The organism is Tenacibaculum sp. TC6, from assembly GCF_050606265.1.
Lineage (GTDB): Bacteria > Bacteroidota > Bacteroidia > Flavobacteriales > Flavobacteriaceae > Polaribacter.
The window spans coordinates 212,444-238,929 of the sequence record NZ_JBOCUK010000001.1; the positions used below are offsets into that span (position 1 = coordinate 212,444).

A 26,486-nucleotide genomic window follows, 5' to 3' on the forward strand; every position below is an offset into this window, starting at 1 on the left:
ATTTATTTTTTACTGTTCTATTTTTCTATAAATTAAAGGTTTTTTAAATACTAACTCCGGAATGGTTTCATCCATTCCATAAACAGCGTAATAAGCCAATGTTTTATCATCTATTTTTACAATTGCTGATGCGTATGCTTTTATGCTTCCTGATTTATTTTTAACGGTTGCATAATGAAATAATGTGTCTTTACTTATTTTACAATAACCATTATGAATCTCAGACTTATTAATAGTTCTATACTCAATACAATTCTGACTAGGGTTAAAAAAGTAAACTCCTTCATAATGTGAAAAAAGCTTACGTTTTTTTGAAAGTAAGTCGTTATCTACAAATACAAAATGCTCTTTGTTTTGTTTCTTATAATCAAGAACAGAAATAAATGAAGTGTCTTTAGGCATTCCTTCCCAAGTTCCTTCAATAGAATTAAAAAAGTTTATTGGAGAAGAAAGTTTATCGCTATTTTGAGCTTTCAAATTTGTGATTGATACTATGATTATAAGAAAAAGTAATTTTTTCATTTTTTGTTTTTTTGTAAGAAATAAATGTATATAATTTTTGTCAAAGTGATGAGTTCATCATTTTTTCAATTAGTTCATCCAGCTGTTCATTTCTACACCATGCTGTACGGTCAATATTAATTGTATGAACTACTTTATTCGTATTCATAATACAAACTATTCTTTGTTTACCAAACAAAAGGTCTGTTGATTCGTAAAAATTATATCTCACATTTTTATACTCATACAAATTATCACGCTCTTGATTATTAACCAAATTAATTGTTTTAATACCTAACTTTTGCTCAGCATCGTTAAATTCAATTTTAAACACCTCTCCTTTCTTATATTTTTTAATTATCCGGTAAATAAACCAAGATAAAATTCCAATTGAAATTACCAGACTAGATAGAACGACATTTTCAAAAAGAAATTCAGCTACTTTATGAACTCCGGATGAGCTTCTTTTTAAAACTAATAAAGGAATAGCTATCCAACTAACTAAAAATAATAGTATAAAAAGTACTGTATATTTGATTGCTATAGTCAGATAATTTACATCTGTAATAGGTTTTTCTATTTCATAAAAGTTAGTCATAAATGAAGTATAATACCAATTACCAAATATACTATTTTAGTATATGGCAAATAGTAACTCCTACGCATTTATATACTTCTCATTAAAAAATGAATTAATTTTAACTCACAAAAAAACAGGTTTCAACTCATTTGATGTAAAAGAAAAAGTGAAATAAATTATCTTTGAATTTCCCTAAAGATTGGTTTATGAAAACAATACATATTACCGCCAAAAACACTGAAGAAACAGTAAAACAACTTCAAAAAGCTATTGGAGGAAATTTGAGTGAACATTGGGGCGAATATGTTTTACAAGTTAATAATGAGCATGCTTTTGGTAGTATTACTTTCATCACCTTTGAATGGGGTGGCAGTTTATTAGAATATAACATTACTTTTTTTGAAGACCTAGTGCTTCAAATGGATACTTCAGAATACAACCCAATTCATTTTATATACACACTTGAAGGCTATAGTTTTCATCGTTTTAATCTTGAAGAAAATAAAAGAAAACTAGAGCAATTTCAATCGGTTATAATTACCAGTAAAAATGATGGGCAGAATTATGTATATTTTGAAAAAAATAACAAACTTCACATCAACTCCATTCAAGTAAACAGAGTTAAGTTTTTAAAAAAACGTTTAAATGATGGTTCTGTTTTAAACCAACGCTTGTATGAAGTTTTTCATGATCAGCAACACGAAAATGTTTTTGCCTATTTTGGAACTTATAATTTAAAATTAGCCAACTTAATTAAACAGTTAAACTCTGTAAAGCAAAAAGGCATTATCCGAATTTTGATGAAAGAAGGTATTATTTACCAAATTTTATCAGAACATATGCTACAGCATGATAAAGATATTGTTCGTAAACGTAAACCGGATACTTCTTTAACTAAAAAAGAGCTTCGACTAATTAGAAAAACAGCTCAAAAAATATCTAAAAACATTTCTGAAGAATACAACGTTGAAGAAATGGCAAATGGCCTAGGAATTACCCAAGCCAAACTACAAGAGGGATTTAAATTGTTGTTTTCAAGAACCGTTATAGAATATATTAGACATGTACGTTTAGAAGAAGCCAGAAATATGTTAAATAATACAGATTATAATATTTCTCAAATTGTGTATTCTATTGGGTTTAGCAGCAGAAGTTATTTTTCTAAAATTTTTAAACGAAAATACGGAATAAGCCCTAGTAAGTTTTTGAAAAACAAACAAGAAGCATCTATAAAAATTTCTCAACCTAACCGAACTTAAAAACTATGATTAAAGACACCTATACCTGCACCCTGCATAAATTAAAGAGCTTAGACAATAAAACCCCTGTTAATTTGGTTTTAAGTGGCGGCGGTGAAAAAGGAGTGGCTCATATTGCTTTGTTAGAAAAACTAGAAGAGTTACAATTTAAAGTTAATGCTATTTCTGCCTGTAGCGCCGGTTCATTAGTAGGTTCAATGTATGCGTCCGGAATGAAACCTCAGGAAATTTTGTCTTTTTTTAAAACCACAGAACTATTTCAATATTCTTGGATAACTTTTGCAAAACCCGGAATATTTAATTCCGGTAATTATGCTAGGCTATTAAAAGGGAAAATAAAAGCAACCTTTGAAGAACTTTCTATTCCCTTAACGCTATCAACCACCAATTTGAATAAAGGGGCTACTCAATATTTTTATGAAGGAGATTTATTGAAACCTGTTTTGGCATCTTGTGCTATTCCCGGATTGTTTAACCCTGTTAAAATAGGCAACTCTTTATATTCTGACGGAGGTATTCTTGATAATTTTCCAATAGATCCTTTTCAATCATCTGACTATCCTATTATAGGAAGCTACGTTACCTACCCTACTGAAAAAAGTAACAGTGAATTAAATACCACCTTAAAAGTGTTAATTCATACAGCTAAATTATTAATGCTCTCTTCTGAAGAATATAAGTTTTTTAACACTTATGCCACCATATGCTATCCGTTAGGTGAGTTTAGTGGCTTTGATATTAAAGAAGTTGAAAAAATATACAACAAAGCAAAAAACTATATTGATGAAGTTTTAGCCTAGTATATTAAGATATTATTTTTTGAACACAAAAGTTAATATGATACGGTTTAGATACTAAATGCGCTAGTTCTTCTCTTGTAGTATTTTTATCTAACCATTTGTTCTTAAACATCTGCGGAATTTGTAAAGGCATAGTTTCATATAAATTATTTATGCTATTCAACTCTTCTGTAGCATTCGTATTAATAACTGTACATGTATAAAAACCATCTTCTGTAGTATTATAAATTCCTGCTAAATAAAAAGGCTCTCTATTCTCTTTTTCAACTAAATAGTTTTCAACTTTGTTTCCTAAAAGCTTATGAGCATAAAATCCGGTAACAATAAGTAAGCATCTGCGTTTAAATAAGGCTTCTTTGTATAAAACATTGTTGTAAATATCGTTAATACACGTATGAAGTGTACTTTTAATTTGCTGAAATTTATTCCAATGATCTTCATAGTTTTGAGGAAGCATTCCCCAAATACCTTGTATTATTTCACCAGGATTTTCCATAGTAATAATACTAACGTTTTGTTCTTTAGTACCATCTATTTTACGCTTAGGCTTGTAAATATTAGCATATTTAAAAGGTAATTTTGTTAGCTCTTCTATTCGGGTTCTACTGGCTACATTTGATAATTTATATTTCATGGGATTATAATTTTATTATTCTCATAATCAAAATTATACATCTATAACCAATAAATTTAATTCAATACATTTTCATGTTAACCCATTTCATATTTTTCGTAGCTTTTTAAATGAGCTAATATCAAAACTATATGAGCTAAACCACAGTGCAACCGTACACTACCTTTGTAATGTGCTGCAAAGCATACTACAAATTAATATTAACTTAAAAACTTTAAAATATGTTACGTTGGACAATCACTTTTGTTATTATAGCTATTATAGCTGCTTTTTTAGGATTTTCGGGAATTGCCGGGGCAGCTGCCGGATTTGCAAAAATTTTATTTTTCATATTTCTAATTCTATTCGTTATATCATTACTAACAGGAAGAAGAAGAGTATAGAAACTTATAACTTCCATTATCATAAAAAAACTCTGAATCTGTCAGAGTTTTTTTATGCCCAAACTTTTACAAATTTGAAATGAGCAAAGATCCAAATCAAATGAGCTAAAAACCCCTTAATAGCCAATGTACCTTTGTAGTGTAAATAGATTAGTAACCTTTAAAACAATATAATTATGAATTATTTGAATATATCTAAAGAACATACTTTACCCGTTGCTAAAGAGTTAAATCAATTATTAGCAGATTACCATATATACTACCAAAAACTTAGAAATTTCCATTGGAATATAGTTGGTAAAAACTTCTTTGAATTACACGGAAAGTTTGAAGAAATGTATATAGATGCCAGAGTTAAAATAGATGAAATTGCAGAGCGTATTTTAACCTTACAATATCACCCAATTAGTAGATATAGTAAGTATTTAAAAATGGCTTCTATTTCTGAAGAAACGCCTTTTCAAACAGATACAGATATGGTATATATTTTATTAAATGACCATAAAATACTTTTATCACAAATGAAAAATGTTATTAAAAAAGCGGAAGAGGCGGAAGATGAAGGTACCATTGATATGATTGGTGGATACGTAAAACAATTAGAGAAAGTAAGTTGGATGCTAAATGCATGGTCTAAAAGTACAGTTGAGCAGCTTAATGACGAGCTTATATTATCATAAAATAGTGAGCTATGAATATTGTATATGAATACGTAAACGTAAGCCAAAGTGATCGTTTAGAAAGTCTGCTAAAGGAACTCTTAGATAAATTAGAAAAACAATACCCGTTTATTATAAGAAGTGATGTTTTTCTGAAGTTGGATAATGACGAGCAGAAAAGAAATCACTGTGGTATTAGATTGAGTTTAAAAGGTCCAAGAATATACGCTTCTTCTAATGAAACAAGTTTTGAAGAAGCTATTAGAGAAACAATTAACGATTTGAAAGATCAGCTCGAAAGGCGAAAATCACAAATGATTTCTCATTAAAATATAAATAAATGAATTTTCAAGACACCTTACAAAAATTAAAAGAATCATTGCAAACTCATTGGAATGAACTAATAGAGCAAACTCCTAGAATATTAGTAGCAATACTAATTGTTGCTATAGGCTTTTTATTATCAGATTTCATTGCCAGATTTTTTAGAAAAACCATTTCTGCCAGAACTCAAGATCCTTTAATGACTAATTTTTTAACTAAATCTATAAAATTAGGATTGGTAGTAATTGTTATAATGTTTGCCTTAAAAATGGCAGGATTAGGAGGCATAGCTACAGGATTATTAACAGCGGCAGGTGCTTCTGCAGTTATTATAGGTTTTGCTTTTAAAGATGTTGGAGAAAATTTTATATCGGGTGTTATACTATCATTCAATAAACCTTTTCATGTAGATGATACAGTTATGATTGGTGAAATTTTTGGAAAAGTAAAAACCATGGAATTTCGATATACAAAACTAAAAACGTTTGATGGTAGAGATGTATATATACCCAATAGTGATATAATTAAAAAAGCAGTTTTTAATTATACAGAAGACGGCTTTTACAGATCGGATTTTATTGTAGGAATTGACTATGAAGATGATATAAATCTAGCTAAAAAAGTAATTATTGATGCTGTTGTAAAAACAAAAGGAGTAATTGATACTGACGAACATCAATGTTTTGTTACTGTTGATTCTCTTGGAGTTAGTACTGTAAACCTTAAAGTATTGTTTTGGACCAAAACAAAAGAGTATAAACGAGGTGCTTTAGAAGTAAAAAGTGATGTAATTAGAAACGTTAAAAATACAATTGTAGACAACGGTTTAAATATGCCGGCAGATATTAAGGAAATTAAATTATATGGTTCACAAGATAGCATACCAATTTCTTTAAAAAAAGCATAATACATCCCACTAAAAAGCGAATAAAATTAAATAAGAATTCAATCTTCTGTTAGTTACGACAAACAGAAGTATCAATAATAAGATAACATATGAAACTTTTATATATCAAAAGAAAAACAAGGACAGAAAAAAGATTTTCACCCCCGATGGGAAGGCTTATAACGAAAGTCACCTATATAAAAAAATACTTTCTGGGCCTTCCCTTAAAAACACTCCATAAATATAGAGAAACCTATTATGGAGAAATTAAAAATTGTGACGACTGTCATTTGTATGTTTAGTTTAAAAAAGCCGGAAACTTTATAAAGTTTCCGGCTTTTTGTTACTTTTTATATCGTAGTTTTCCTGTTTCAATGCTTATGGCTGTTTTAGCTAGCATTGTAAAAATAAGTGCACCTAAGGCCCAAATACCCAAGGTAACACCTATTTCAATACCTGTTGGCGTATATTCCGCAATTTTCCCGTAAGGCCCCGGAATAAATCCCGGAACAATTAAGCCGAAACCTTTTTCTATCCAAATAGCAATAAACAAAATACTACAAGCAAAAAATAGCACCTTAAAATTATTACGAAGCTTATGAAAAGTGAGCAATACCGTAGCTAAAACATTTAATGAAATAGCCGTCCAAATCCATGGTAACAACGCTGTTTTTCCATCTAAACCGAAAAATAAATAATAAGCACTCTCACTATGGTGTGTTGGAGCGTAAAATTCTTTAAACAATTCAGAAACTAACATTATAATATTTATTTGAGCAGCGACAGTAACTACCATCGCTATTTTCTTGATAGTCTTATCTTCAATTTTAAATGCTGTAAAGGTTCTAATGATTGCTAAAACTAAAATAATTAAAGCTGGACCAGCTGCAAATGCAGAGGCTAAAAATCTTGGTCCTAATAAAGCATTGTTCCAAAAAGGACGTGCTTGTAAACCTTGATAAAGAAATGCTGTAACTAAGTGAATTCCTACCGCCCAAAAAACAGACAATATAACTCCCGGTACATACACATTAGCTTTTGCTTCTTTTCCTTGGTAATGTCTGAACAGAATGTAAAACGGAATGGTAATATTTAAAAATAAATACCCATTTAATACAATTACATCCCATGTTAACATGGAGTTAGGAAAATTGAAAACGCCTATCCCGGGTATCATATGCCATAAAACAGAAGGCCCTCCCATGTCTGCTATTACAAAAGCCAAACACATAATAAGTGCTGCTACCGCTAAGCCCTCACCTATCAATACAGCTTGTTTAAAGTCTATATCTTTTAAGACATAGGTTGGCATTACCAACATAACTGCTGCTGCTGCCACTCCTACTAAAAATGTAAAATTAGAAATGTATAACCCCCAGCTCACCCTATCAGTCATTCCGGTAACACTTAATCCGTGTTCTAACTGTATGGAATAACAATACATCCCTATTAACATTACCAATGTTAAAAAAGCCATCCATACATGGTATGTTTTAGACCCTTTTGTAATAACATCTACACTATCTTTTACTAAGCTACCAAAAACTTTAAGTTGTTTCATGTGTCATTTTATTTTTTAATCCATGAAGTACCAAAACTTAGGTTCAGTACCTAAATCTTCTTTTAATCTGAATACTTTTTTGTTTTCCAATACCCAGCGAATGGTGCTATTTGGGTCTAATAAATTTCCAAAAATACGTGCACCGGTAGGGCATGCTTCAACACAAGCCGGATTTTTACCTGCTCTGGAGCGTTGTACACAAAATGTACATTTTTCCATAACTCCTTTTTTACGCATTCTGTTACCTAGGTAATGTTGATTGTGATTAATTTCTTCTTCAGGTACTTCCGGTTTGCTCCAATTAAATCGTCTTCCGTCGTACGGACAAGCAGCCATGCAGTAACGACAACCTACACACCAGTCATAATCAACAACCACCAATCCGTCTTCTTCTCTCCAAGTAGCTTGTACAGGACATACTTCTACACATGGAGGGTTATCACAATGAAAACATTGAGTTCCCATGTAAAAATGTCCTTCAGCAGGTACTTCATGATAGTAATTATCATCGGCTTCATTAAAATTAAAACCTTTACCGTCTTTCATTTCATGAATACGGATGTATTGCATTTGCGAGTTTCTATCTTGGTTATTTTCTTTAACACAAGCACTTACACAATCCATATACCCTTGGCATTTAGAAATATTAAATGCATAACCAAACAATACGCTTTCTTCTGCATTTTTAGAAGACATATTCAGCGTTTTTCCGGTACGCAATTGATATGAACGCACTAAACGATTTACCGTAGCTTTTTTTTCTTCATCGGTCATTAATTTATAATTCCCTTTAAACTGCTCTTCCCAATCAATTTGTGCCTTTTCTTTAGTATCATCACCGCTGGTTAAACTACAAGAAGTAGATACAGCGCCTGCACCTATTAATAAACTTGCTGTTAACTTTTTAAAAGCAGATCTTCGGCTCATGGTAACATCAAAAACCTGATCAAAACCATCTTTATGTTTCTCTTCTCCAATAGAGGCTTCTACTGCTTTTTCAAAAAATTCAGCTTCGCTCAATTCTTCTTTATGGGTGCCACACCCTCCTGAAGTTTTACCACAGCCACAAGAATCTGAAATGTTTTTATTCTTACTCTTAAGGCTTAAGGAAAACCATTTTTTACTCGTATTACTCATGCCTATTTATTTTCGTTCTTTTATTTTTTGCGTATTAAATCGTGCCGGCCATCTCGTATCAAATGACGGAGCATGTGGATTATGACAATTTACACAGGTCATAGAAGCTCTTGGAGGTGCCCATCCACCAATACGTTTTCCATGTGCTCCACCGGTCCAGTCTTTATATTGTTTTTGATGGCATTGACTACATAATTTGTAACTATTATTAAAATCAATAGGATTTCCTGTTAAACTCTTTAAAGCATCAGGATTATCGCCATTATGGCACGTTACACAGTTCATCGTACCCAAATCAGCATGATTTAATTTAATATTCCAATGTGCTTTTTTAGTAGAATCCTTGCTCTGCATTTGGTGCATAGGCTTGGTATGGCATTCTGTACAAGCAAACGATTTGAGTTCTCCTTTTCTTTCAGGAATTAAAAAAGTATGTCCATTTTCAATAACCTCTATAGTTTCTATTCCTTCTAAATATTTTTCTGAAGAAATTGAGGTACCGTGATAATTTTTACTTTTAGCCTCTATTTTATCAGTAATACTGTGATATTCTTCTTTATGCTTACAAGAACTCCATAAAAAACCGATAATTAAGTAACTAATAACTATATGTATATGATAACGATTGTTCATATTAGTTTTGATTTTTTCTTACAAAAACACCTATATCTTCTGTAACTTTATTGTTAGGAACGTGACATTGGCGACAATTCACTCGCTCAGGATGAGATACTCTAATTTCTTTAGGAGCACTAGGTCCGGCATGACAGGCCAAACAATTTTCTCTTAATTGTAATTGATGTGGTATTACAGGCGGACTTCCAGCCAACGCATTATTAACACCTACCAATGGAATAGTTCCTTTTTCAAAATTGGTGGCTTTAAATAATGTTTCTGTGTTTTGAGGTACATGGCATTGGCGGCAATTTACCATTTCCGGATGCGGAGTTACCGGAGCATATGCTTTAAATTTATCTGTATATCCACCATTTTCATGACACTTTAAACAGCTATTCCCTCCCATATTACGCTCACTTTCTACTTCATGCGGAATGCTTGGCGGAGCTCCGTAAAAAGCTCTGTTATTATAATAACTTTTTATACTTCTCTGGTGATTTTCATCCACTGGCATATTTGCATACTCTAAAGCAAATTCAGATCGCTGAAACACTCCTGTTTCTGAAGGTATTATAGGAATAGGTCTGTTATTTTCTATAGGAATATATGCTTCTTCCTGTCCTTGATAATAACTATAATTCCATAGAGTAATAAAAGCAATAAATAAAATAATAAAGAGCGATATGATGCCTAAACGTTTTCTCATACTATTATGCTTTTTCTATTTTAACAGCACACTTCTTATAATCCGGTTCTTTTGAAATAGGACAAAATGAATCTAATGTAATATCATTAATCAGCATATTTTCATCAAAAAACGGCACAAATACTTGCATTGGGGCCGGAACACCTCTTTGATTTACAGAAGCCGGTAATACTATTTCACCGCGTCTGGTAGTTAATTTCACCTTATCTCCTGTTTTTATTTGCATTCGTTTTGCATCCTCCGGATTCAACTCTACATAACTGTGAGGCATGGCTTTGTGTAATACAGGAATACGACGTGTCATAGATCCTGTATGCCAATGTTCAACTACCCTACCCGTATTTAACCAATATGGATATTCAGCATCCGGTTCTTCTGCCGCTGGTTCATAAGGACGTTGCCAAATTACAGCCTTTCCGTCTGGTTTTCCGTAAAAATGAAAGTCTTCTCCATTACTACATGCCGGGTCATATTTGGCATTAAAACGCCATTGTGTTGATTTTCCTTCCACATAAGGCCACATCATTCCCGGATTTTCCTTTAATACTTCTAAAGGTGCCATATTATGCTTTTTATTATCGTGATGTTTACGATATTCAGCATAAATCTCTTCTATATGAGTGGCTTCATCATAATAGAATTGTTTTTCATATCCTAATCGCTTAGCTACTTCTACCAACTGCCAGGTATCACTCATCGCTTCCCCGGGTGGCTGTACCATTTGCTCAAAATACTGTGTTCTACGCTCAGAATTTCCGTACATTCCCTCGCGTTCAATCCACATAGCAGAAGGTAGAATTACATCTGCAATGTCTGTTGTTGGCGTCGGATAAATGTCTGAAACTACAATAAATCGTCCTTCTTTTTTAGCACCATCTCTATAACGCTTTAATTTAGGCATGGTTACCATCGGATTCGTTACTTGAATCCACATAAAACGAATGTCTCCTCTGTCCAAAGCTCTAAACATTTCTACGGTATGATAGGTAGGTTTAGGGTCTATATTTTCAACAGGAACATTCCATATTTTAGCAGCAAATTCGCGATGTTCTTTATTCATCACCACGCCGTGCGGTAATTTATGTGTTAACGTACCTACTTCTCTAACGGTACCACAAGCTGAAGGTTGACCGGTTAAAGAGAACGGACTATTTCCCGGAGAGGAGATTTTACCGGTTAGCAGGTGAATATTATACACTAGGTTATTAATCCATGTTCCTCGGGTATGTTGGTTCATTCCCATACACCAAAGCGACATTACTTTCTTATTAGGATCTCCATAATAAGCAGCCATGTATTTAATATCTTTAGCAGAAACTCCTGATATTTTCTCCACTTTTTCAGGGGTATAGTCTTCTAAGAACTTTTTATACTCTTCAAAACTTATTTTTTCCGGTTTATCCGTAAACTTATAATTATCTTCCAAACCGTACCCCATATTGGTCAAGCCTTTACTAAAGTTACAGTGCTTTTCCACAAAAGCGGTATTTACCCAACCGTTCTGTATAATTTCATAGCAAATTGCATTGGCTACTGCCAAATCTGTTTGAGGTAAAAATAAAATTGATTTATCTGCTGCCATACTTGTACGTGTGGTGCGCGTAGCAAAATCAATAATTTTTACGCCTCTCTTTAAACGTTGATCTAATAATCTTGAGAATAATACCGGATGCATTTCTGCCATATTATTACCCCATAAGACAAAAACGTCGGCATGATCAATATCTTCATAACACCCCATAGGCTCATCAATACCAAAAGAGGTCATAAAACCGGTTACAGCACTCGCCATGCATAAGCGTGCATTAGCCTCTACATTATTCGTACCTATACAGCCTTTAAATAGTTTTGACGCTACATAACCATCCGGAATTGTCCATTGCCCCGATCCGTAAATTGAAACGGCATCTTTTCCATGTTCTTTGATGGTTTCTTTCATTTTAGAAGCAATCAAATCCAACGCTTCTTTCATCGTGGTTTCTACATACTTCCCGTTTTTCTTCACTAAAGGCTTTGTCAAACGATCTTTACCATACATAGCCATTACCGAATGGTATCCTTTTACACAACACAAGCCTTTGTTTACAGGCGATTTAGGGTCTCCTTTAACCGCTACGGCTTTACCATTTTCAATACCTACCAATACACCACACCCTACTCCACAAAATCTACAAGGTGCTTTTTTCCAATCTAAATTCCCTCCTTTTGGTAGTTTTTCTTCTTGTTCACCGGCAAACATAATACCCGGAAACATGGTTGCTGCTGCTGTCATTGCAGAAAGCATTGCCATTTTTTTGATAAAGCTTCGTCTGTTTGTTGTTGAAGTATACATAATTTAGTGCTTTTTAGGAGTATTAAATCCAGACACCATTGCTAGTAACTTTAAGCTGCTAATGGCCTCTAATTTTTGTTGTAAAATTTCTTCGTCTTCTTTATTTTCCGTTTCAGTAACAAGTATTAAAACTTCTTTATTTTCTGCAGGAAGCACTTCGCATTCATGCAACTCTGAAATAGCACGTAATAATTCTTCTTTCTTTCCTTCATGTGGATGTGCTAAATAACTTTTTATAGGCATTTGGAAAATAGTTAATTTGATTCTTTAGCAAATTACTAAAAATATAAACTTAATAAACATGACTTTTATCATAAAACACATTAAATCAACCCGTTGTATCTCTTAAGAAATAACGATTTTTAACTATATATTTATTTTTCAGAAGTATATCTAACACCTAAAATCATCATTTTTTAAAACACCACTATGTTATTTATAATCAATTAAAATAAGACTACTTTACATGATAAATATCATACCTAAAGAAAGTTTTGAATCTTATTTTTGAAGTATTAAACCGTATAATTATGACTTATACTATTAAAAGTAGAGTGTGGATAGAGGTAAACAATAAAATGTTTTTAGGAGAAGGCAGAATACAGTTACTTAAAACTATTCAAGAAACCAAATCGTTATCTAAATCAGCAAAAAAAATGGGAATGTCTTATAAAAAAGCTTGGAAATTACTTAATTCTATTAATAAAAATGCTGAAAAACCTGTTGTAATAAGTGTTTCTGGAGGTGCTAACGGAGGTGGTACTGTTGTAACTGCTTATGGTGAAGAACTTATTAGTAAATATGATACTCTTAATAAGAAATGTTGGCAATTTTTAGATAAACAACTAAGTATTTTTTTGACCTCAAATAAAGGATAAAAATATCTTTTTATATTTTATAAAACACAATTGTACATATTCTAAGTAGTAATTATGACGATTATCATATTCTAATTATTAATATAATGTTATTTTTGTTTTTCGTTTAAAAGTTGGATAAGAATGAATCTTAAAGAAGAAATATATAAACTAAAAAAAGAAAAAAACGCTGTTATCTTGGCTCACTATTATCAAGAAGATGCCATTCAAGAAATAGCTGATTATGTTGGAGATAGTTTAGGCTTATCACAAAAAGCAGCTGAAACCGATGCTTCAATAATTGTGTTTGCCGGTGTTCATTTTATGGCTGAAACAGCAAAAATTTTAAACCCGACAAAAAAGGTACTTCTACCCGATTTAAATGCGGGTTGCTCCTTAGCTGAATCTTGTCCGCCGGATGAGTTTGAGAAATTTATTAAAGCACATCCGGATCATACAGTAGTAACCTATGTGAATTGTAGTGCTGAAGTAAAAGCGTTAACAGATATAGTATGTACTTCTTCTAATGCTCTTAAAATTATAGAATCTATCCCGGAAGAAACCCCGATTATATTTGCTCCTGACAGAAACTTAGGAAAATACATTATAAAAGAAACCGGAAGAGATATGTTATTATGGGATGGTAGTTGTGTAGTACATGAAGCTTTTTCTATAGAAAAGCTGTTAGAATTGCATAAACAATATCCAGATCATAAAATTATTGCCCATCCGGAATCGGAAGAACATATATTAAAAACCGCTACCTATATTGGTTCAACTTCAGGTATGATCAATTATGTAAAAGAACATGCCAATGAAAAGTTTATTGTGGCTACTGAGGCAGGTATTTTATATAAAATGCAACAGGAAGTTCCTAATACCGAATTAATTCCTGCTCCGGCTAAAGAAGACAATACGTGTGCTTGTAGTGAGTGTGCTTATATGAAAGTGAATACGCTACAAAAACTATATGATTGCTTAGCTAATGAAGCGCCTTATGTAGAAGTTCCTGAAGACATTCGTAAAAGAGCTTTAGTTCCAATTGAGCGCATGCTTGAACTTTCAAAATAAATGATACATACTAATTATTTAGTAATTGGATCCGGAATTGCAGGTCTTACTTTTGCTGTAAAAATAGCTGAAAAGTTTCCTTCTAAAACGGTTACCATCGTTACAAAAAGTGACGAAAATGAATCGAATACTAAATACGCTCAAGGTGGTGTTGCCGTAGTATTAGATACCAAAGAAGATTCTTTTGAAAAGCATATTCAAGATACCTTAATTGCCGGTGATGGTTTATGTGATTTTTCAGTAGTAGAAATGGTAATTACTGAAGGCCCTAAAAGATTTAGAGAGTTAATTGAATGGGGAGCCAACTTTGATGTTGATGCCTCAGGTAATTTTGATTTGGGAAAAGAAGGTGGCCATTCTGAATACAGAGTTGTACATCATAAAGATATTACGGGATATGAAATTGAAAGGGCGCTGCTACAACGTATACATCAATTAGAAAATATAACATTACTTACCCATCATTTTGCAGTTGATTTAATAACAGAGCATCAATTAAAAATACAACCTAAAGAACAGGTAACTTGTTATGGTGCTTATGTATTAAATGAAAAAAACGGGACTATTTTAACCATAAATGCTGAAAATACCTTACTTGCTTCTGGCGGTATTGGTAGAGTTTACGGACATACAACTAATCCTGTAATTGCTACCGGTGATGGTATTGCCATGGCTTACAGAGCAAAAGCTGCTATTAAAGATATGGAATTTATCCAGTTTCATCCAACAGCATTATATAGCTCTGAAGGAAGTAGTACTTTTTTAATTTCTGAAGCAGTGAGAGGCTTCGGTGCCTATTTACGTGATAAGAAAGGGCATCGTTTTATGCTTGATTATGATGAAAGAGCTGAATTAGCTTCCAGAGATATTGTATCACAGTGTATTGATAAAGAATTAAAGAAATCTGGTGATACGCATGTTTTTTTAGATTGTACACATCTAAATATAGCAGAGTTTATAAAGCACTTTCCTACCATATATGATAAATGTAAAAGTTTACATATAGATATTTCAAAGGATTGGATTCCTGTTGTACCTGCTTGTCATTACCTTTGCGGAGGTATTGTTGTAGATCAACAAGGAAAAACAACAATTAACAATTTGTTTTCTTGTGGAGAAACTTCCAGAACAGGGCTTCATGGTGCTAACAGACTTGCTTCAAACTCTTTATTAGAGGCTTTAGTATATGCTCATAATATTTATAAGCATCTATCTAAAAATAACACAGATTTTTCTCCTATTGAAATTCCTGATTGGGATGATAAAGGAACCACCATAACCGAAGAACATGTATTAATTCAGCATAACTTAAAAGAAGTACAAGCTTTAATGCGAAACTATGTTGGAATTGTAAGAAGTAACAGTCGATTAAAAAAAGCTAATATAAAATTAGATGTTATTTATACTGAGGTTGAAGAATTGTACAAAACCTCTAAATTAAATACCTCTTTATGTGAATTACGTAACATGATTAATGTAGCTCATTTAATTATTAATCAATCTATTGACCGTAAAGAAAATAAAGGAGGTTATTTTAATATTGATAATATACATTAAATATGTTTCTTTTTATAAACAGTTATTCCTAGTATATATCCTACTGAAATAAGCAATAAAAAACTAGCCACTAGCAAAAAATAATTAAAGTTATTTGTTAGTGGTTCATTTTTCATAGTCATAAATCCTTTATAAAATAAAAGTCCTTCAGATATTATAAAACCAATAATAAACATCCATATACCTATTTTAGGAAGTTTTATAAGTTCAAATAATTTTAAAAAAATAAAGATTCCTAAACTAACAACTCCTAAAAAAATCCAGTGCAAATACCCTATAATGAAGCTTATATTACCGGAAATTGTGTCTGAAAAATAAGGAAATACTCCTACTCCTTGAAGAATTAATTTTATGCTGTAAAAAAAAGTGAGTAATACAAAAAATACGTGTAAAGCTCCTAAATAACCTTTAAGCTTCTCATAATACCTTTGTAACTCTTTTAATAAAATTACAAAAGCTAAAAGTTGTAATACTGCTCCTATTCCTGCTATAATATTCATGCTGAGCCCTATTTTCATCCACAATAAAGAAATTGCAAATGTTAATACTACTCCTATATTTAATAACTTGAAAAAGGAATTAAATATAACATTGCTTATATAAATCTTTTGTTGTTCTAATGTATAAAACAACACGCTAAATAAGGCCAAAATAAACCATCCGTTATACTGAAAATGCAAATAAAAATAAATGGCATTTCGATACCATCCTGAGTTTTCTCCTAGGGTATTCATAATGATTCCTAATGACCAAGGACCTAAACTCGATAAGATCATATACACCAAGGCTATTCGATAACATTGATACGCATTCGTTTTTTTAATTGCTACGGGCGTATGTTTAAAAATCAAGAAACTAAATACATACGAAGCTATTAAAAATGCGGTAGAGAAAAATATAGAAAATAAAGCGTATCCTGTTAATGGAAACGTAACCAGCATACCTATAATAGTAATTTGCGTGCTCCAAAAAACAGCTATATAGTTCCGTTTTATTTTCACCTCAGATAAAAACATTGTATACCCTAATACCATTAAACTTGTATATACCCATCCTAATAAAGCAATATGCGAGTGTGTATGTACTAAATAACGATAATTAAAAGGAATCACAATTACAGAAAAGCTACGCAACAATACCCCCAAAACAGCAATCATAAAAAAATAACTTAGGGCTATACTACTTTGCTTTTCTAATAGTTTCATTTTTTAATTTTTAATGTTTTTTGCTTTACCAAAACTAAGATAGTTAGTAAAATCATACTTAAAAAAATAACATAGATAAATTTAGGTACCGGAATTGAATCTCCTGCTGCATAACTATGTAATCCTGACAAATAATAATTTACCCCAAAAGAAGTCATAATGATAGACCAAAAAGCAAACATACTGGCTATGTTTAAGGTTAAAAAATTATTGAGTTTAGGAATAAATCTTAAATGTAATACAATAGCATACACTATAATACTAATAAGTGCCCATGTTTCTTTTGGATCCCATGCCCAATAACGTCCCCAACTTTCATTAGCCCAAACACCTCCTAAAAACGTTCCTACCGAAAGTGTAAACACACCTATGATCATGGAAAGTTCATTAATGTAACTTAATTCTTTAATTTTTAATTGAATAATTTCTTTTGTCTTAGTGGTTTTAAATAACATTAAAAGCAATGCCATAACTCCTAAAACAGCAGATAAAGCCAACGGTGCGTAACTACTTACAATGGTTGCCACATGAATTTTTAACCAATATGATTTTAAAACCGGCATTAAATTGGTTATTTCCGGATTTAGCCAATCTAAGTAACTGACAAATAACAAAGCTCCTGAAAATAATGTTGCCAAAGGCAATGCAAAATCTGACTTACGAAAACTAATTAATCCGCTTAAAAGTAAACACCAAGCTACGAATAATAACATTTCATAACCATTGCTCCATGGTGCATGTTGTGAAATATACCATCGTAACGCCATATTAAATGTAAATAGCAAGAATGAAATCAACGTTAATAACACGCCTATGTTCCATAACATATGTATCCATTTTTTGTTACTAAACATTTTTAAAACAGCCAATACTAATAAGACAAAGCCCAAAGAGAAAAAGACTTGAAATAACCAAAAATTTATATTGGCTTTGTTGTACCAAATTTCAGCTTCTATCCTTTCAGGTGATGGGTTTACGGAAGCTCCTAATATTTCTTGGTATTTTTTAATGTATATTAACTTTTGATAAGCTTCACTATTTTTATGCTGGTTTAAATCGTTAAAGTAACCGGGTAGAATACTTTGGGCAAAACGAGCATCTTCTTCAGTAAAATCATTAAAATGATGTGTGTAACTAAACCATGTATTGTTTTTATCATTTTTATTAGGAAAAATTCGCATATAGTTCCCCGAAAAAACATTGTAAAGAATGTTAAAACGTTCGTCTATATCCAAAACTTCTTTATCAAACTCATTTCGTTCTGATGGTTTCTTTTTATTAGCCGTTTCAACAGCTTCCGAAAGTATATAGTTTCCGTTAACATCTAATAAACTACTAAATGAATATAAACCGTTTTCTCCTTTTTTTACAGTAGCAAGCAACTGTTGCACTTTATCAATATCAATCTTAATTATAGGGAGTTGTTGCCATAATTTAGGAGTTCTATGCATTCCTAAAAACACCTGATTTACATCAAGTTGAATGGTTTTTCCTTTAATAGGATATTTAAAATTAGTTTTTCTTGATATTTTACGAATACATTCTGAAGCTAACGTATTTATCGGCTTTATTCTTCCATCTAAATCCTGAACTAACAATCTTCCGAATAAATCCGACTGTTGCTTGTCTATATTTTGTGAAATGATAAGCTTTTCAATTGAAAACTTAGGAATGCTATCTTTTTGAGTTATACTGTAAGATTCTAGGCTTATTCCAAATAACAGGCATACTAACACGGTAGCTTTTGCACTTACTTTTTTTAATTTTCTTGCAATCGTTTGATAACGGGTACCTTTACCAAAAAAAGTAAAAAACATTCCGAGTCCCATTAATACATATCCTAAATAGGTAATCCATGTTCCTAAAAAATCATGATTTACAGAAAGAACCGTTCCCTTTTCATCAGTATCATAACTCGCTTGAAAAAAACGAAACCCTTTATGATCTAAAACATTATTCATAAAAATTTTATAATCGAATTGCTCTGAGTTGTCTAATACGGTTATTTCACTGGCATACGATGAAGGACTGGATGAACCCGGATATCTTTCTAATTGGAAATCGTTTAATTTAATACTATAAGGAAGTTGTATGGCACCGGCTCCGTATGACAAAACAGCTTGTATTCCATTTTTAAAATCTACCTGATGTTTTAGAGGAAGAAATCCTTCTCTATATAGTAAATTTACCTCTTGCTCTTCTTTACCAACAGTAACCTTTACCATAAGTGCATCATCTAAATTCGCATCATTATCTATGTTATTTTTAGCTGAACTTATTAATGTAAATTTTCCTTTTGAGTTGTATGCAGTAGGTACAAATGAAAAATCTCCGGCTCTGAAAAGCGTTTTAAGTGAAAAACTTTGTAGTGTATCTTTCTTTATTTTCCCGGCTTGTTGACTAGACATCATAAAAAAATCCAAGCCATGAGGTGCCTCTATTTTAAATTGTCCGTCTTCTTCATACAGATTAATAATTCCGTCTTTTCCTGATTCAAAGCCTATCTCATGATGATGATTTCCTATTTTTTCTATTTCTCCTTTTTTTAGATAAATAGTATTTCTTCCCTGCTCATCTGCTACCACCATTTTTAGCAAAGGAGTTCCATGAACAGTATCTGTTACTACTTCGGGAGAAGCGTCTGTTATATAATCTTTAAATAAAACCTGAATCGGTTGATTATCAAAAACTGTAGTTAGGTTGAATTTGTTTTCTTTTAAAGGAGTTATCGCTATTTTTTCTTGAATTGTTTTTCTTTCATTTTCTTTAATAAGAGTTAGTGTTAGCAGTTTTGTATCTGAAATAATAATATTTGAAGCCTCACCTTCACGAATTCTCATAATGCCACTATAAGAGGTATATCGGGTTATGGCTGCTCCTATAATAATGATAATGAAAGCTACATGAAAAAGTAATACTGCCCACTTTTTCTTTGATACTAAGTTGTATTTATAAATATTAAACAAGAAGCTTACAGTTAATCCTGCCATTATTAGCTCAAACCACCAAGCATCGTAAATGGTAGCCCAAGCCACAGCTGTACCATAATCATTTTCAATAAAAGTTGCTACTGCCATTGCTAGTGCAAAAGCCAATAAAAACAACAAAGCTAATGAGGAAGAAGATAGAATTTTATATATTTTTTGCATACACAACCACTTTAAAAAAGCTAATTCTCAAGGAAATATTCCCCCAAAAATTAGCTTACTCTAAACACTTTTACCTTCTATTTAATTTAAAGAAACACTTTTAGAATTGTAATTTTCTTCACGCTTTTTGGCTGCTTCAAGCCATTGGGGTAATACATTTTCTTTAAATGTTTCTTTTTCTTCTATCAATTTATCCATATCTAAACCAATGTATTTTTGTGCTTTTTCTTTGGTAGAAATGTCAGGTATTTCAACCGGTTTATTATGCCCTAATTCAGCCAGTAAGCGTGCTATTTTTACTCTACCTTCCGTCGCTTTATCTAAACCGCTACTTATAACTCTTCCTATTTCTACGGGAGAATGAAAGGAAGCACCATGTGATGCAGCGGCATAATCCCAACGCCACTGAGCATGACGTATATCTGTTAAAATATCTTTCATTTGTTCTTCCGTAGCTCCTAAGTCCCAGCACTTTTTAGCTTCAATATGCATTCTTACTAAAGCATCTTCTAATTTTAATCTGCTTTCTGTTGATTTTTGCTGACGCTCATACACATTAGCTTTTAACTTATCGGCTTCTTCACGGTGACAAACTTGGCATGAATTTGCTACATTATTCATAGGTGATTGAATATGATGATCTGTAAACTTTTGCCCACCTTCACTCTTATACGGCATATGACAATCGGCACAAGAAACGCCTCTATCTGCATGCACGCCCGTTAAATACGTCTCATATCCGGGGTGTTGTGCTTTTAACATAGGCGCCTTACTTAGCTTATGTGTCCAATCTTTAAAATTCATTTCATCATAATACTTTTCCATTGCCTCTACAGACATACCATTTTTCCATGGGAAAGTTAAATACGGTACTCCTTCAGCTCCTTTTTTATTTTTATCAAAATAGTATTCTACGTGGCATTGTGCACACACTAATGAACGCATTTCTTGATGTGTAGCTTTGTTTATATCTTTCCCCATGGCTTCAAAAACTTCAATTAAAGCTGGACGAGTAATGGTTAATTTCATAGTTTTTGCATCATGACAATCGGCACAACCAATAGGATTTACTACTTCTTCTCCTTTATCTGCCCACTTTCCTTTATAAAATTCAGCAATGCCAATTTCATTCATCAACCTTGGTACATCAGGACTTTTACAAGTCCAACAAGTAGCCGGCATAGGTCCGTCTCCTTTTCCTTTAGGACCTCCGGTTCTTAAAGTATTATGGATATCTTCAACTGCATACTGGTGCCCTCTTCCCTGATTATAATCTTTTGAAAACCCATATCCAGCCCAAAGTATTACCAAACGAGAATCTTCTTTTAGCATATCTCTCATTTTAGATCCACCTTGAAAAGATTCAAAATCTCCTTTTTCAGTTTGTAAAAATGATTGGTATTCAGCCGGAAAGTTTTTACCCCATTCTACATTTCTTGGCTCATTTTCATTAATTTCTACCTGAGGTACATATTTATATTTTGCTTCATTTTTCCTGTTTACTATGCTAGAAGCCAATAACCCTAGTAGAAAAACGACTACTACTGTTACTAAAAATAATACCTTGTTTTTCATAATATATTTGTTATTTAAACATACCGGTTAAAACGTTTTGTGTGCTTTAACCTTTTTCTTTTTATTAGTTTTTGTTAGTTTGTATTTTGTACTTGTTTACTTAGCCATTGCGGAATTACCGTTTCAGTGGTATCTGTAGGTATGGGTGCTATGTTATTTCTAATAGTTGAAATACCATGAACAGTACCATGAGGTAATTCTTGGTGACATGACCAGCACTTTCTTTCTGTTCTGTTTTCTTTATGGTTTTCTAACCAACCATCATATTTTATTTGAGTGATTTGCTGAACATGACAACGAATACAATTGTTTTGTACTACTTCTTGCGAGGCTTCTCTCATAAACATTACTTCCGGCTCTGCTCTTGCCGTAAAAACCGATGCATGAAACAATCCGTCTTTGGCTTTAAAAAAATACTTATTTACTACATTATCATGTGGTACATGGCAGTCGTTACAAGAAGCCCATTCTCTATGTGAGCTATGCATCCAACTATTATACATAGGAGTCATTACATGACAGTTTACACATGCTAAAGGATCATCAGACATATAAGAAACTAACGAAGCTTCTTTAGCCATAAAAAAGGCCAATCCTGTTACTATTCCTATAGATATTACAGCAACTTGTCTCCATCTCGACCTTTTACTCGGTAGTATTTTACGCTTTAAATTCAAGTTGTTAGTTTGTTTTATGTGTTAAGCATTATTTGTTTTTCCAAAGCAATAGCTTTAGGATGTAAAATGTTATTTTCTAAATGTACATGCTTATGTAAATCTTGTTCAAATTCTTCCAATTTTGCATACAACGCTTTAAAAGTATTACAAGCACCTTCCGGTGGAGAATAGCTATTGGTTAACTTAGCTATTTGCTTCATAACATTTCCTACATAATCGTGTTCATGTTCCATCATTAATATTGGGTTATTAATGGTTTGAAACGGAGGTGTTACTTTTTTCGTTTTTTCTTTTTTTGCTAACACCAACTGTTTTATAAATGGAAATAATATTTGCTCTTCTTTTTGTAAATGACTTATAAGCTCATTAGCTATTTCATGAAACAATTTGTTTACTTCAACAATTTCCGGATGCTTATCTCCGTGTACTTTGGCTACTTTATTTGCATATTGTGATATAAGAGGTAGATTTTCTTTTATATATAAATGATGAACATTTTCAATATATATCATTAAAAAATCAAGTTCCCATTTGTTATAATCTTCAATAACATCTTTAATTACATCAACACTTGATAGTTCATTTTCAAGAGTCAGGTAATTCACATTGTGCTTCTTACATGCTTTTTCAACTGAAATATTACCTCCACAACAAAAATCAATACCGTATTTTTTAAAAACATGTGCGGTTTTAATATTTTCTGTTACATAACTGGCGACAGTTTTTTCTCTTGAAACTAACATAGCTTATTGGTTTGAAGTAAATAATGTTGGTTTAATTGTTACCATTACCCATCCCCAATTGTTGGTGTTATTATCATTATTTCCCTTTAAAATTTTCATTCCTTCAGATGGGAACATGTGAGAATATCCTGCCTTTACTCCTATTTCTTTGGTAAATTTATACCCGTAAACTATATCTAGTTCTGTTCCTAATTGTTTTGAAACAGTATCATTAATATCTGCAGCTGCTGAGAAATTATGAAGAGTAGCTGAAAGATTTGATTTTGGATTTAATTTAAAACCTGCTTTAGCATAAATATCTAACAAACCAACACTATTTAAATGGTTACCTACGTAGAAATAATCCATCAAACCGTTAAACTTATGGTTGGTTCCATAAAAAGGATTAAATGCATTATTATCACCCGGAGCTGTATTATAACTATTTCCACTTTGTAACTCAACTCCTAAACCAATATTGGTTATTGCTGATAATTTATAGTTACCTTCTAATCCTAATAAATAAGCGTTTAAAGAATTATTAGCTACATCTTTTCCAAATTGATAATATAAATTAGCTATAAAATTTAGTTTATCTTTTTTGGCTTTTAAATGAGTTCCTAAAGTCTGACTGTATTTAAGCCCGCTTGCAGATTGTAATCCGTTATTTAAGAATAAGAAACTCCCTGAAAAATCACTCCAATCTTTATGAAACCATACGTATTGCATTGCTTTATAAGTAGAAGGCGTTGTTAAAGTTGTACCTGTTAATCCTTCTTTTGATTGATTAAAAGCTAATCCTAAATCTACTCTATATCCATCATTCATGTATTTCAATAAGGCCATATCATGGCTACGGGCTTGTTGTGCCCACCCTACATTTCCAAATATTCTGCTATCATCATACACTACTTCTTGACGACCTAATTTTAGTGAAAACTTAGGGTCTAAAAATATTTCTGCCCAAGCTTCATGTATTCCTAATCCATTAGCATCAGCAATATTAAGTTGAGGTACATCACCCCAAACTCTTACGTCTTGAATACTTAAATAAAAATTTAACTTTTCAATAGAATACGTGGTATTTAATCGTGTTCTTTGAGACACAAACATGGCTGCATTTTCATTATCAGCAATTAATGTTTTAAATCCGTGTCTATATTCAGCTCTCGGTCTTATTTCTGCATCTATTTTTAATTGAGCATATGTTAAAGTTGATGCCAGAACTAATAGTAAACTTAAAATTTTAGTTGTTTTCATACCTATCTGCGTTTTTAACATTTTTCAACAAATCTCTATATAAACATCTCTAAAAAATATGATAAAAATCATAATCAGATTTTTTAGTTAGAAATAATTTTGAGCACATATTTTTTAAAGTACACTTATTTTAGTATACATTTTTATTTATATACTTTTGCGCCATGGAAAAATTAAAACAACGTTGGGGTATAGATAGTAATTGGGATGTTATAGCTATCTTTATTGTTTTTGCTATAAACGGTTCTTTTGCTGCATGGGTAGCTAAGCCGGTTACCTCTTTTTTAGGATTAACTTCTGATGCAGTTTCTCCATGGGTATATTGGCCTCTTCGTATTTTGTTAATCTTTCCTATTTACCAAACTACCTTACCTTTGCTTGGTTGGATATTTGGTCAGTTTAAGTTTTTTTGGGAGTTTGAAAAGAAATTTTTAAGCAGACTTGGTTTAGGTTTTCTATTTAAAAAATAGTATTTATAATTTATTTTCTGTCTTTGTTAGTTCATAGATTGGTATTGGTAAATCTACTCCTTCTGCAATAAAACGTTTATGTACAGCTTCTTTTAAGGCACATTTTGTTTTAAATTCTAAAAACGGTTCACTTAACCAAACGTAGGCTCTAATATGAATGTGATCTGTAAACACATCAATTACTCTCACATCTACCGGATTGATACCTGCTAAAACATCTTCAGGTGTTCTATTGTCAATTACCTTAGGTAATTTAACTGCTTCTTCTTGAATTATTCTTCTAGCTAAATCAATATCAGCTTTTAAACCTATTTTAAAATTATTGAAACTTAGTACATGAGAATCTTCTATTGTATGATTTAAGATAGAGTCGGTACTAATTACGGAGTTTGGAATTATTAATCGCTTGTTTTCAAAATTATTAATTACTGTATGGCGTAGTGTAATATCTTCAACAATTCCTACACGTGTTTCATCTAGTTTAATATAATCACCTACTCTAAATGGTTTAAAAACGACAATAAATACTCCGGCTATTAAATTAGATAGCGCTGCTTGTGCAGCAAAACCTATAATTGCTGCTATTATACCTGCTCCGGAGAATATAAATGTTGCTTTATTTCTAAATAATGGTACAGTTAAAATGATGTAAATGAAACCGATAATTCCTATAAAAAATTTGACAGAATTTCTAAAAAACTGAATGCTCGTTCCTCCAAATCTATCTTTTTTACGGTGCTTAATCAGTAATAAAATAACATATCTAATAATTCTGGAAATAACCCAACAAACAAATATAACTACTAAAATGTAGCCTAAAACACCAAAAAAAGTAGTTAAATCAAATTTATATTTTGTGAGTAAATCTTTCATTATTTTGAAAGGTTAAACGCCTTTGTTGCATGAATTGTTGTTGTATCAAACACCGGAATAGACACATCATGTTGTTTTATCAGTAATGGTATTTCAGTACATCCTAAAATTATGCCTTCTGCTCCTTTAGTTTTTAATGTATTGATTATATCAATATATTTCTGTTTAGAACTTTCATATAAAATTCCTTTTGCTAATTCTTCATAAATTATAGTATGAATAATTTCTCTGTCTTGTTGCTCAGGAATCATAGTTTCTATACCATAGTTTGTCAAAATATTTGCATAAAATGGTTTTTCCATGGTATATTTGGTTCCTAATAAAGCTACTTTTTTCAAGTTTTGTGCTACAATGGCCTCTGCTGTAGCTTCAGCAATATGAATTATAGGAATAGTAACCTGTTTTTTTACTGCCTCAATAGTTAAATGCATCGTATTTGCACAAATTAATACACATGAAGCGCCTCCGTTTTCGAGGTTTTTAGCAGCATTTCCCATTATTTGATTTAGATCTTCCCATTTATCTTGTACTTGCAGATTAGAAATTTCTCCAAAATCAACTGAGTTTATTAAAACTCTGGCAGAATGTTTGTCTCCGTATGTTTCTTTCGCCAGGTTGTTTAAAACTTGGTAATACATAATTGTCGACTCGGGCGACATACCTCCTATTAATCCTATTACTTTCATCTGT

27 protein-coding genes are annotated in these 26,486 nt (G+C 31.9%); 10 read left to right on the forward strand and 17 right to left on the reverse strand.

Annotation, left to right across the window (positions count from 1 at the left end; all coding sequences use genetic code 11):
* Nucleotides 1-9: 9 nt before the first annotated feature.
* Together ACQY1Q_RS00945 and ACQY1Q_RS00950 are read right to left on the reverse strand one after the other, a co-directional pair.
* Complete coding sequence (locus tag ACQY1Q_RS00945; RefSeq protein ID WP_431003399.1) at nt 10-522, reverse strand: hypothetical protein; 513 nt, start codon at nt 520-522, stop codon at nt 10-12.
* A 40-nt stretch (nt 523-562) separates the two neighbouring features.
* The gene (locus ACQY1Q_RS00950) at nt 563-1,099 is read right to left on the reverse strand and encodes a hypothetical protein (protein ID WP_431003400.1); all 537 of its coding nucleotides are present in this window, start codon (nt 1,097-1,099) and stop codon (nt 563-565) included.
* Between the two features lie 188 nt (nt 1,100-1,287).
* Between ACQY1Q_RS00950 and ACQY1Q_RS00955 the strand changes: the two genes are divergently transcribed.
* Nucleotides 1,288-2,340 carry a helix-turn-helix domain-containing protein gene (locus tag ACQY1Q_RS00955; protein WP_431003401.1) on the forward strand — a complete coding sequence of 351 codons (1,053 nt, stop codon included), beginning with the start codon at nt 1,288-1,290 and terminating at the stop codon, nt 2,338-2,340.
* A 5-nt stretch (nt 2,341-2,345) separates the two neighbouring features.
* Nucleotides 2,346-3,140: a patatin-like phospholipase family protein gene (locus tag ACQY1Q_RS00960; RefSeq protein WP_431003402.1), complete on the forward strand. Its 795-nt coding sequence runs from the start codon at nt 2,346-2,348 to the stop codon at nt 3,138-3,140.
* 4 nt (nt 3,141-3,144) lie between these two features.
* Here ACQY1Q_RS00960 and ACQY1Q_RS00965 read toward each other — a convergent pair whose 3' ends face one another.
* Complete coding sequence (locus tag ACQY1Q_RS00965) at nt 3,145-3,774, reverse strand: SOS response-associated peptidase family protein (protein ID WP_431003403.1); 630 nt, start codon at nt 3,772-3,774, stop codon at nt 3,145-3,147.
* Nucleotides 3,775-3,995: 221 nt separating this feature from the next.
* Between ACQY1Q_RS00965 and ACQY1Q_RS00970 the strand changes: the two genes are divergently transcribed.
* The 4 genes from ACQY1Q_RS00970 (at nt 3,996) to ACQY1Q_RS00985 (ending at nt 6,047) form a co-directional block, all read left to right on the forward strand.
* On the forward strand, nt 3,996-4,157 hold the full coding sequence (locus tag ACQY1Q_RS00970; RefSeq protein ID WP_431003404.1) for a DUF1328 family protein: 162 nt from the start codon (nt 3,996-3,998) through the stop codon (nt 4,155-4,157).
* Nucleotides 4,158-4,333: 176 nt separating this feature from the next.
* On the forward strand, nt 4,334-4,837 hold the full coding sequence (locus ACQY1Q_RS00975; protein WP_431003405.1) for a Dps family protein: 504 nt from the start codon (nt 4,334-4,336) through the stop codon (nt 4,835-4,837).
* 11 nt (nt 4,838-4,848) lie between these two features.
* Nucleotides 4,849-5,145, forward strand: a complete 297-nt coding sequence (locus tag ACQY1Q_RS00980) for an HPF/RaiA family ribosome-associated protein (RefSeq protein ID WP_431003406.1) — start codon at nt 4,849-4,851, stop codon at nt 5,143-5,145.
* Between the two features lie 11 nt (nt 5,146-5,156).
* Nucleotides 5,157-6,047 carry a mechanosensitive ion channel family protein gene (locus tag ACQY1Q_RS00985; protein WP_431003407.1) on the forward strand — a complete coding sequence of 297 codons (891 nt, stop codon included), beginning with the start codon at nt 5,157-5,159 and terminating at the stop codon, nt 6,045-6,047.
* A 322-nt stretch (nt 6,048-6,369) separates the two neighbouring features.
* Here ACQY1Q_RS00985 and dsrP read toward each other — a convergent pair whose 3' ends face one another.
* The 6 genes from dsrP to ACQY1Q_RS01015 are packed head-to-tail and all read right to left on the reverse strand — an operon-like array spanning nt 6,370 to nt 12,623.
* A complete protein-coding gene (dsrP, locus tag ACQY1Q_RS00990) occupies nt 6,370-7,587 on the reverse strand; it encodes a sulfate reduction electron transfer complex DsrMKJOP subunit DsrP (protein WP_431003408.1) in 1,218 nt (405 codons plus the stop codon).
* Nucleotides 7,588-7,602: 15 nt separating this feature from the next.
* Nucleotides 7,603-8,724 carry a 4Fe-4S dicluster domain-containing protein gene (locus ACQY1Q_RS00995; protein ID WP_431003409.1) on the reverse strand — a complete coding sequence of 374 codons (1,122 nt, stop codon included), beginning with the start codon at nt 8,722-8,724 and terminating at the stop codon, nt 7,603-7,605.
* Between the two features lie 6 nt (nt 8,725-8,730).
* Complete coding sequence (locus tag ACQY1Q_RS01000) at nt 8,731-9,357, reverse strand: cytochrome c3 family protein (protein ID WP_431003410.1); 627 nt, start codon at nt 9,355-9,357, stop codon at nt 8,731-8,733.
* Between the two features lies 1 nt (nt 9,358).
* Nucleotides 9,359-10,048 (reverse strand): nitrate reductase cytochrome c-type subunit, encoded by a 690-nt coding sequence (locus ACQY1Q_RS01005; RefSeq protein WP_431003411.1) that lies wholly within the window; start codon nt 10,046-10,048, stop codon nt 9,359-9,361.
* Nucleotides 10,049-10,052: 4 nt separating this feature from the next.
* A complete protein-coding gene (locus ACQY1Q_RS01010; RefSeq protein ID WP_431003412.1) occupies nt 10,053-12,380 on the reverse strand; it encodes a molybdopterin-dependent oxidoreductase in 2,328 nt (775 codons plus the stop codon).
* Between the two features lie 3 nt (nt 12,381-12,383).
* Nucleotides 12,384-12,623, reverse strand: coding sequence for a hypothetical protein (locus tag ACQY1Q_RS01015; RefSeq protein WP_431003413.1), 240 nt, complete (start codon nt 12,621-12,623; stop codon nt 12,384-12,386).
* Between the two features lie 287 nt (nt 12,624-12,910).
* Here ACQY1Q_RS01015 and ACQY1Q_RS01020 point away from each other — a divergent pair, with 287 nt between their 5' ends.
* From ACQY1Q_RS01020 to nadB, 3 genes are all read left to right on the forward strand, one after another.
* Nucleotides 12,911-13,258, forward strand: a complete 348-nt coding sequence (locus tag ACQY1Q_RS01020) for a winged helix-turn-helix domain-containing protein (protein ID WP_431003414.1) — start codon at nt 12,911-12,913, stop codon at nt 13,256-13,258.
* A 123-nt stretch (nt 13,259-13,381) separates the two neighbouring features.
* Nucleotides 13,382-14,308, forward strand: coding sequence for a quinolinate synthase NadA (gene nadA / locus ACQY1Q_RS01025; protein ID WP_431003415.1), 927 nt, complete (start codon nt 13,382-13,384; stop codon nt 14,306-14,308).
* Nucleotides 14,309-15,865 (forward strand): L-aspartate oxidase, encoded by a 1,557-nt coding sequence (gene nadB / locus ACQY1Q_RS01030; protein WP_431003416.1) that lies wholly within the window; start codon nt 14,309-14,311, stop codon nt 15,863-15,865.
* On the opposite strand, the gene ACQY1Q_RS01035 is transcribed toward nadB, so the two are convergent.
* The 6 genes from ACQY1Q_RS01035 to ACQY1Q_RS01060 form a co-directional block, all read right to left on the reverse strand.
* Entirely contained in the window at nt 15,862-17,070 is a 1,209-nt protein-coding gene (locus ACQY1Q_RS01035; protein ID WP_431003417.1) for a hypothetical protein, read from the reverse strand. The genes nadB and ACQY1Q_RS01035 overlap by 4 nt on opposite strands.
* The gene (locus tag ACQY1Q_RS01040) at nt 17,067-20,219 is read right to left on the reverse strand and encodes a cytochrome c biogenesis protein (protein WP_431003418.1); all 3,153 of its coding nucleotides are present in this window, start codon (nt 20,217-20,219) and stop codon (nt 17,067-17,069) included. Before ACQY1Q_RS01040 ends, ACQY1Q_RS01035 begins: the two co-directional genes overlap by 4 nt.
* An 81-nt stretch (nt 20,220-20,300) precedes the next feature.
* Nucleotides 20,301-21,794, reverse strand: a complete 1,494-nt coding sequence (gene nrfA, locus ACQY1Q_RS01045; protein ID WP_431003419.1) for an ammonia-forming cytochrome c nitrite reductase — start codon at nt 21,792-21,794, stop codon at nt 20,301-20,303.
* A gap of 74 nt (nt 21,795-21,868) precedes the next feature.
* Nucleotides 21,869-22,471 carry a cytochrome c nitrite reductase small subunit gene (gene nrfH, locus ACQY1Q_RS01050; RefSeq protein ID WP_431003420.1) on the reverse strand — a complete coding sequence of 201 codons (603 nt, stop codon included), beginning with the start codon at nt 22,469-22,471 and terminating at the stop codon, nt 21,869-21,871.
* 14 nt (nt 22,472-22,485) lie between these two features.
* The gene (ric, locus tag ACQY1Q_RS01055; protein ID WP_431003421.1) at nt 22,486-23,214 is read right to left on the reverse strand and encodes an iron-sulfur cluster repair di-iron protein; all 729 of its coding nucleotides are present in this window, start codon (nt 23,212-23,214) and stop codon (nt 22,486-22,488) included.
* A 3-nt stretch (nt 23,215-23,217) separates the two neighbouring features.
* On the reverse strand, nt 23,218-24,453 hold the full coding sequence (locus ACQY1Q_RS01060) for an alginate export family protein (RefSeq protein ID WP_431003422.1): 1,236 nt from the start codon (nt 24,451-24,453) through the stop codon (nt 23,218-23,220).
* Nucleotides 24,454-24,617: 164 nt separating this feature from the next.
* Here ACQY1Q_RS01060 and ACQY1Q_RS01065 point away from each other — a divergent pair, with 164 nt between their 5' ends.
* Nucleotides 24,618-24,923: a DUF6787 family protein gene (locus ACQY1Q_RS01065; RefSeq protein WP_431003423.1), complete on the forward strand. Its 306-nt coding sequence runs from the start codon at nt 24,618-24,620 to the stop codon at nt 24,921-24,923.
* Nucleotides 24,924-24,926: 3 nt separating this feature from the next.
* Here ACQY1Q_RS01065 and ACQY1Q_RS01070 read toward each other — a convergent pair whose 3' ends face one another.
* Together ACQY1Q_RS01070 and ACQY1Q_RS01075 are read right to left on the reverse strand one after the other, a co-directional pair.
* Nucleotides 24,927-25,796, reverse strand: coding sequence for a mechanosensitive ion channel family protein (locus ACQY1Q_RS01070; protein ID WP_431003424.1), 870 nt, complete (start codon nt 25,794-25,796; stop codon nt 24,927-24,929).
* Complete coding sequence (locus ACQY1Q_RS01075; RefSeq protein ID WP_431003425.1) at nt 25,796-26,482, reverse strand: aspartate/glutamate racemase family protein; 687 nt, start codon at nt 26,480-26,482, stop codon at nt 25,796-25,798. The genes ACQY1Q_RS01070 and ACQY1Q_RS01075 overlap by 1 nt, the downstream gene beginning before the upstream one ends.
* Between the last annotated feature and the right edge of the window lie 4 nt (nt 26,483-26,486).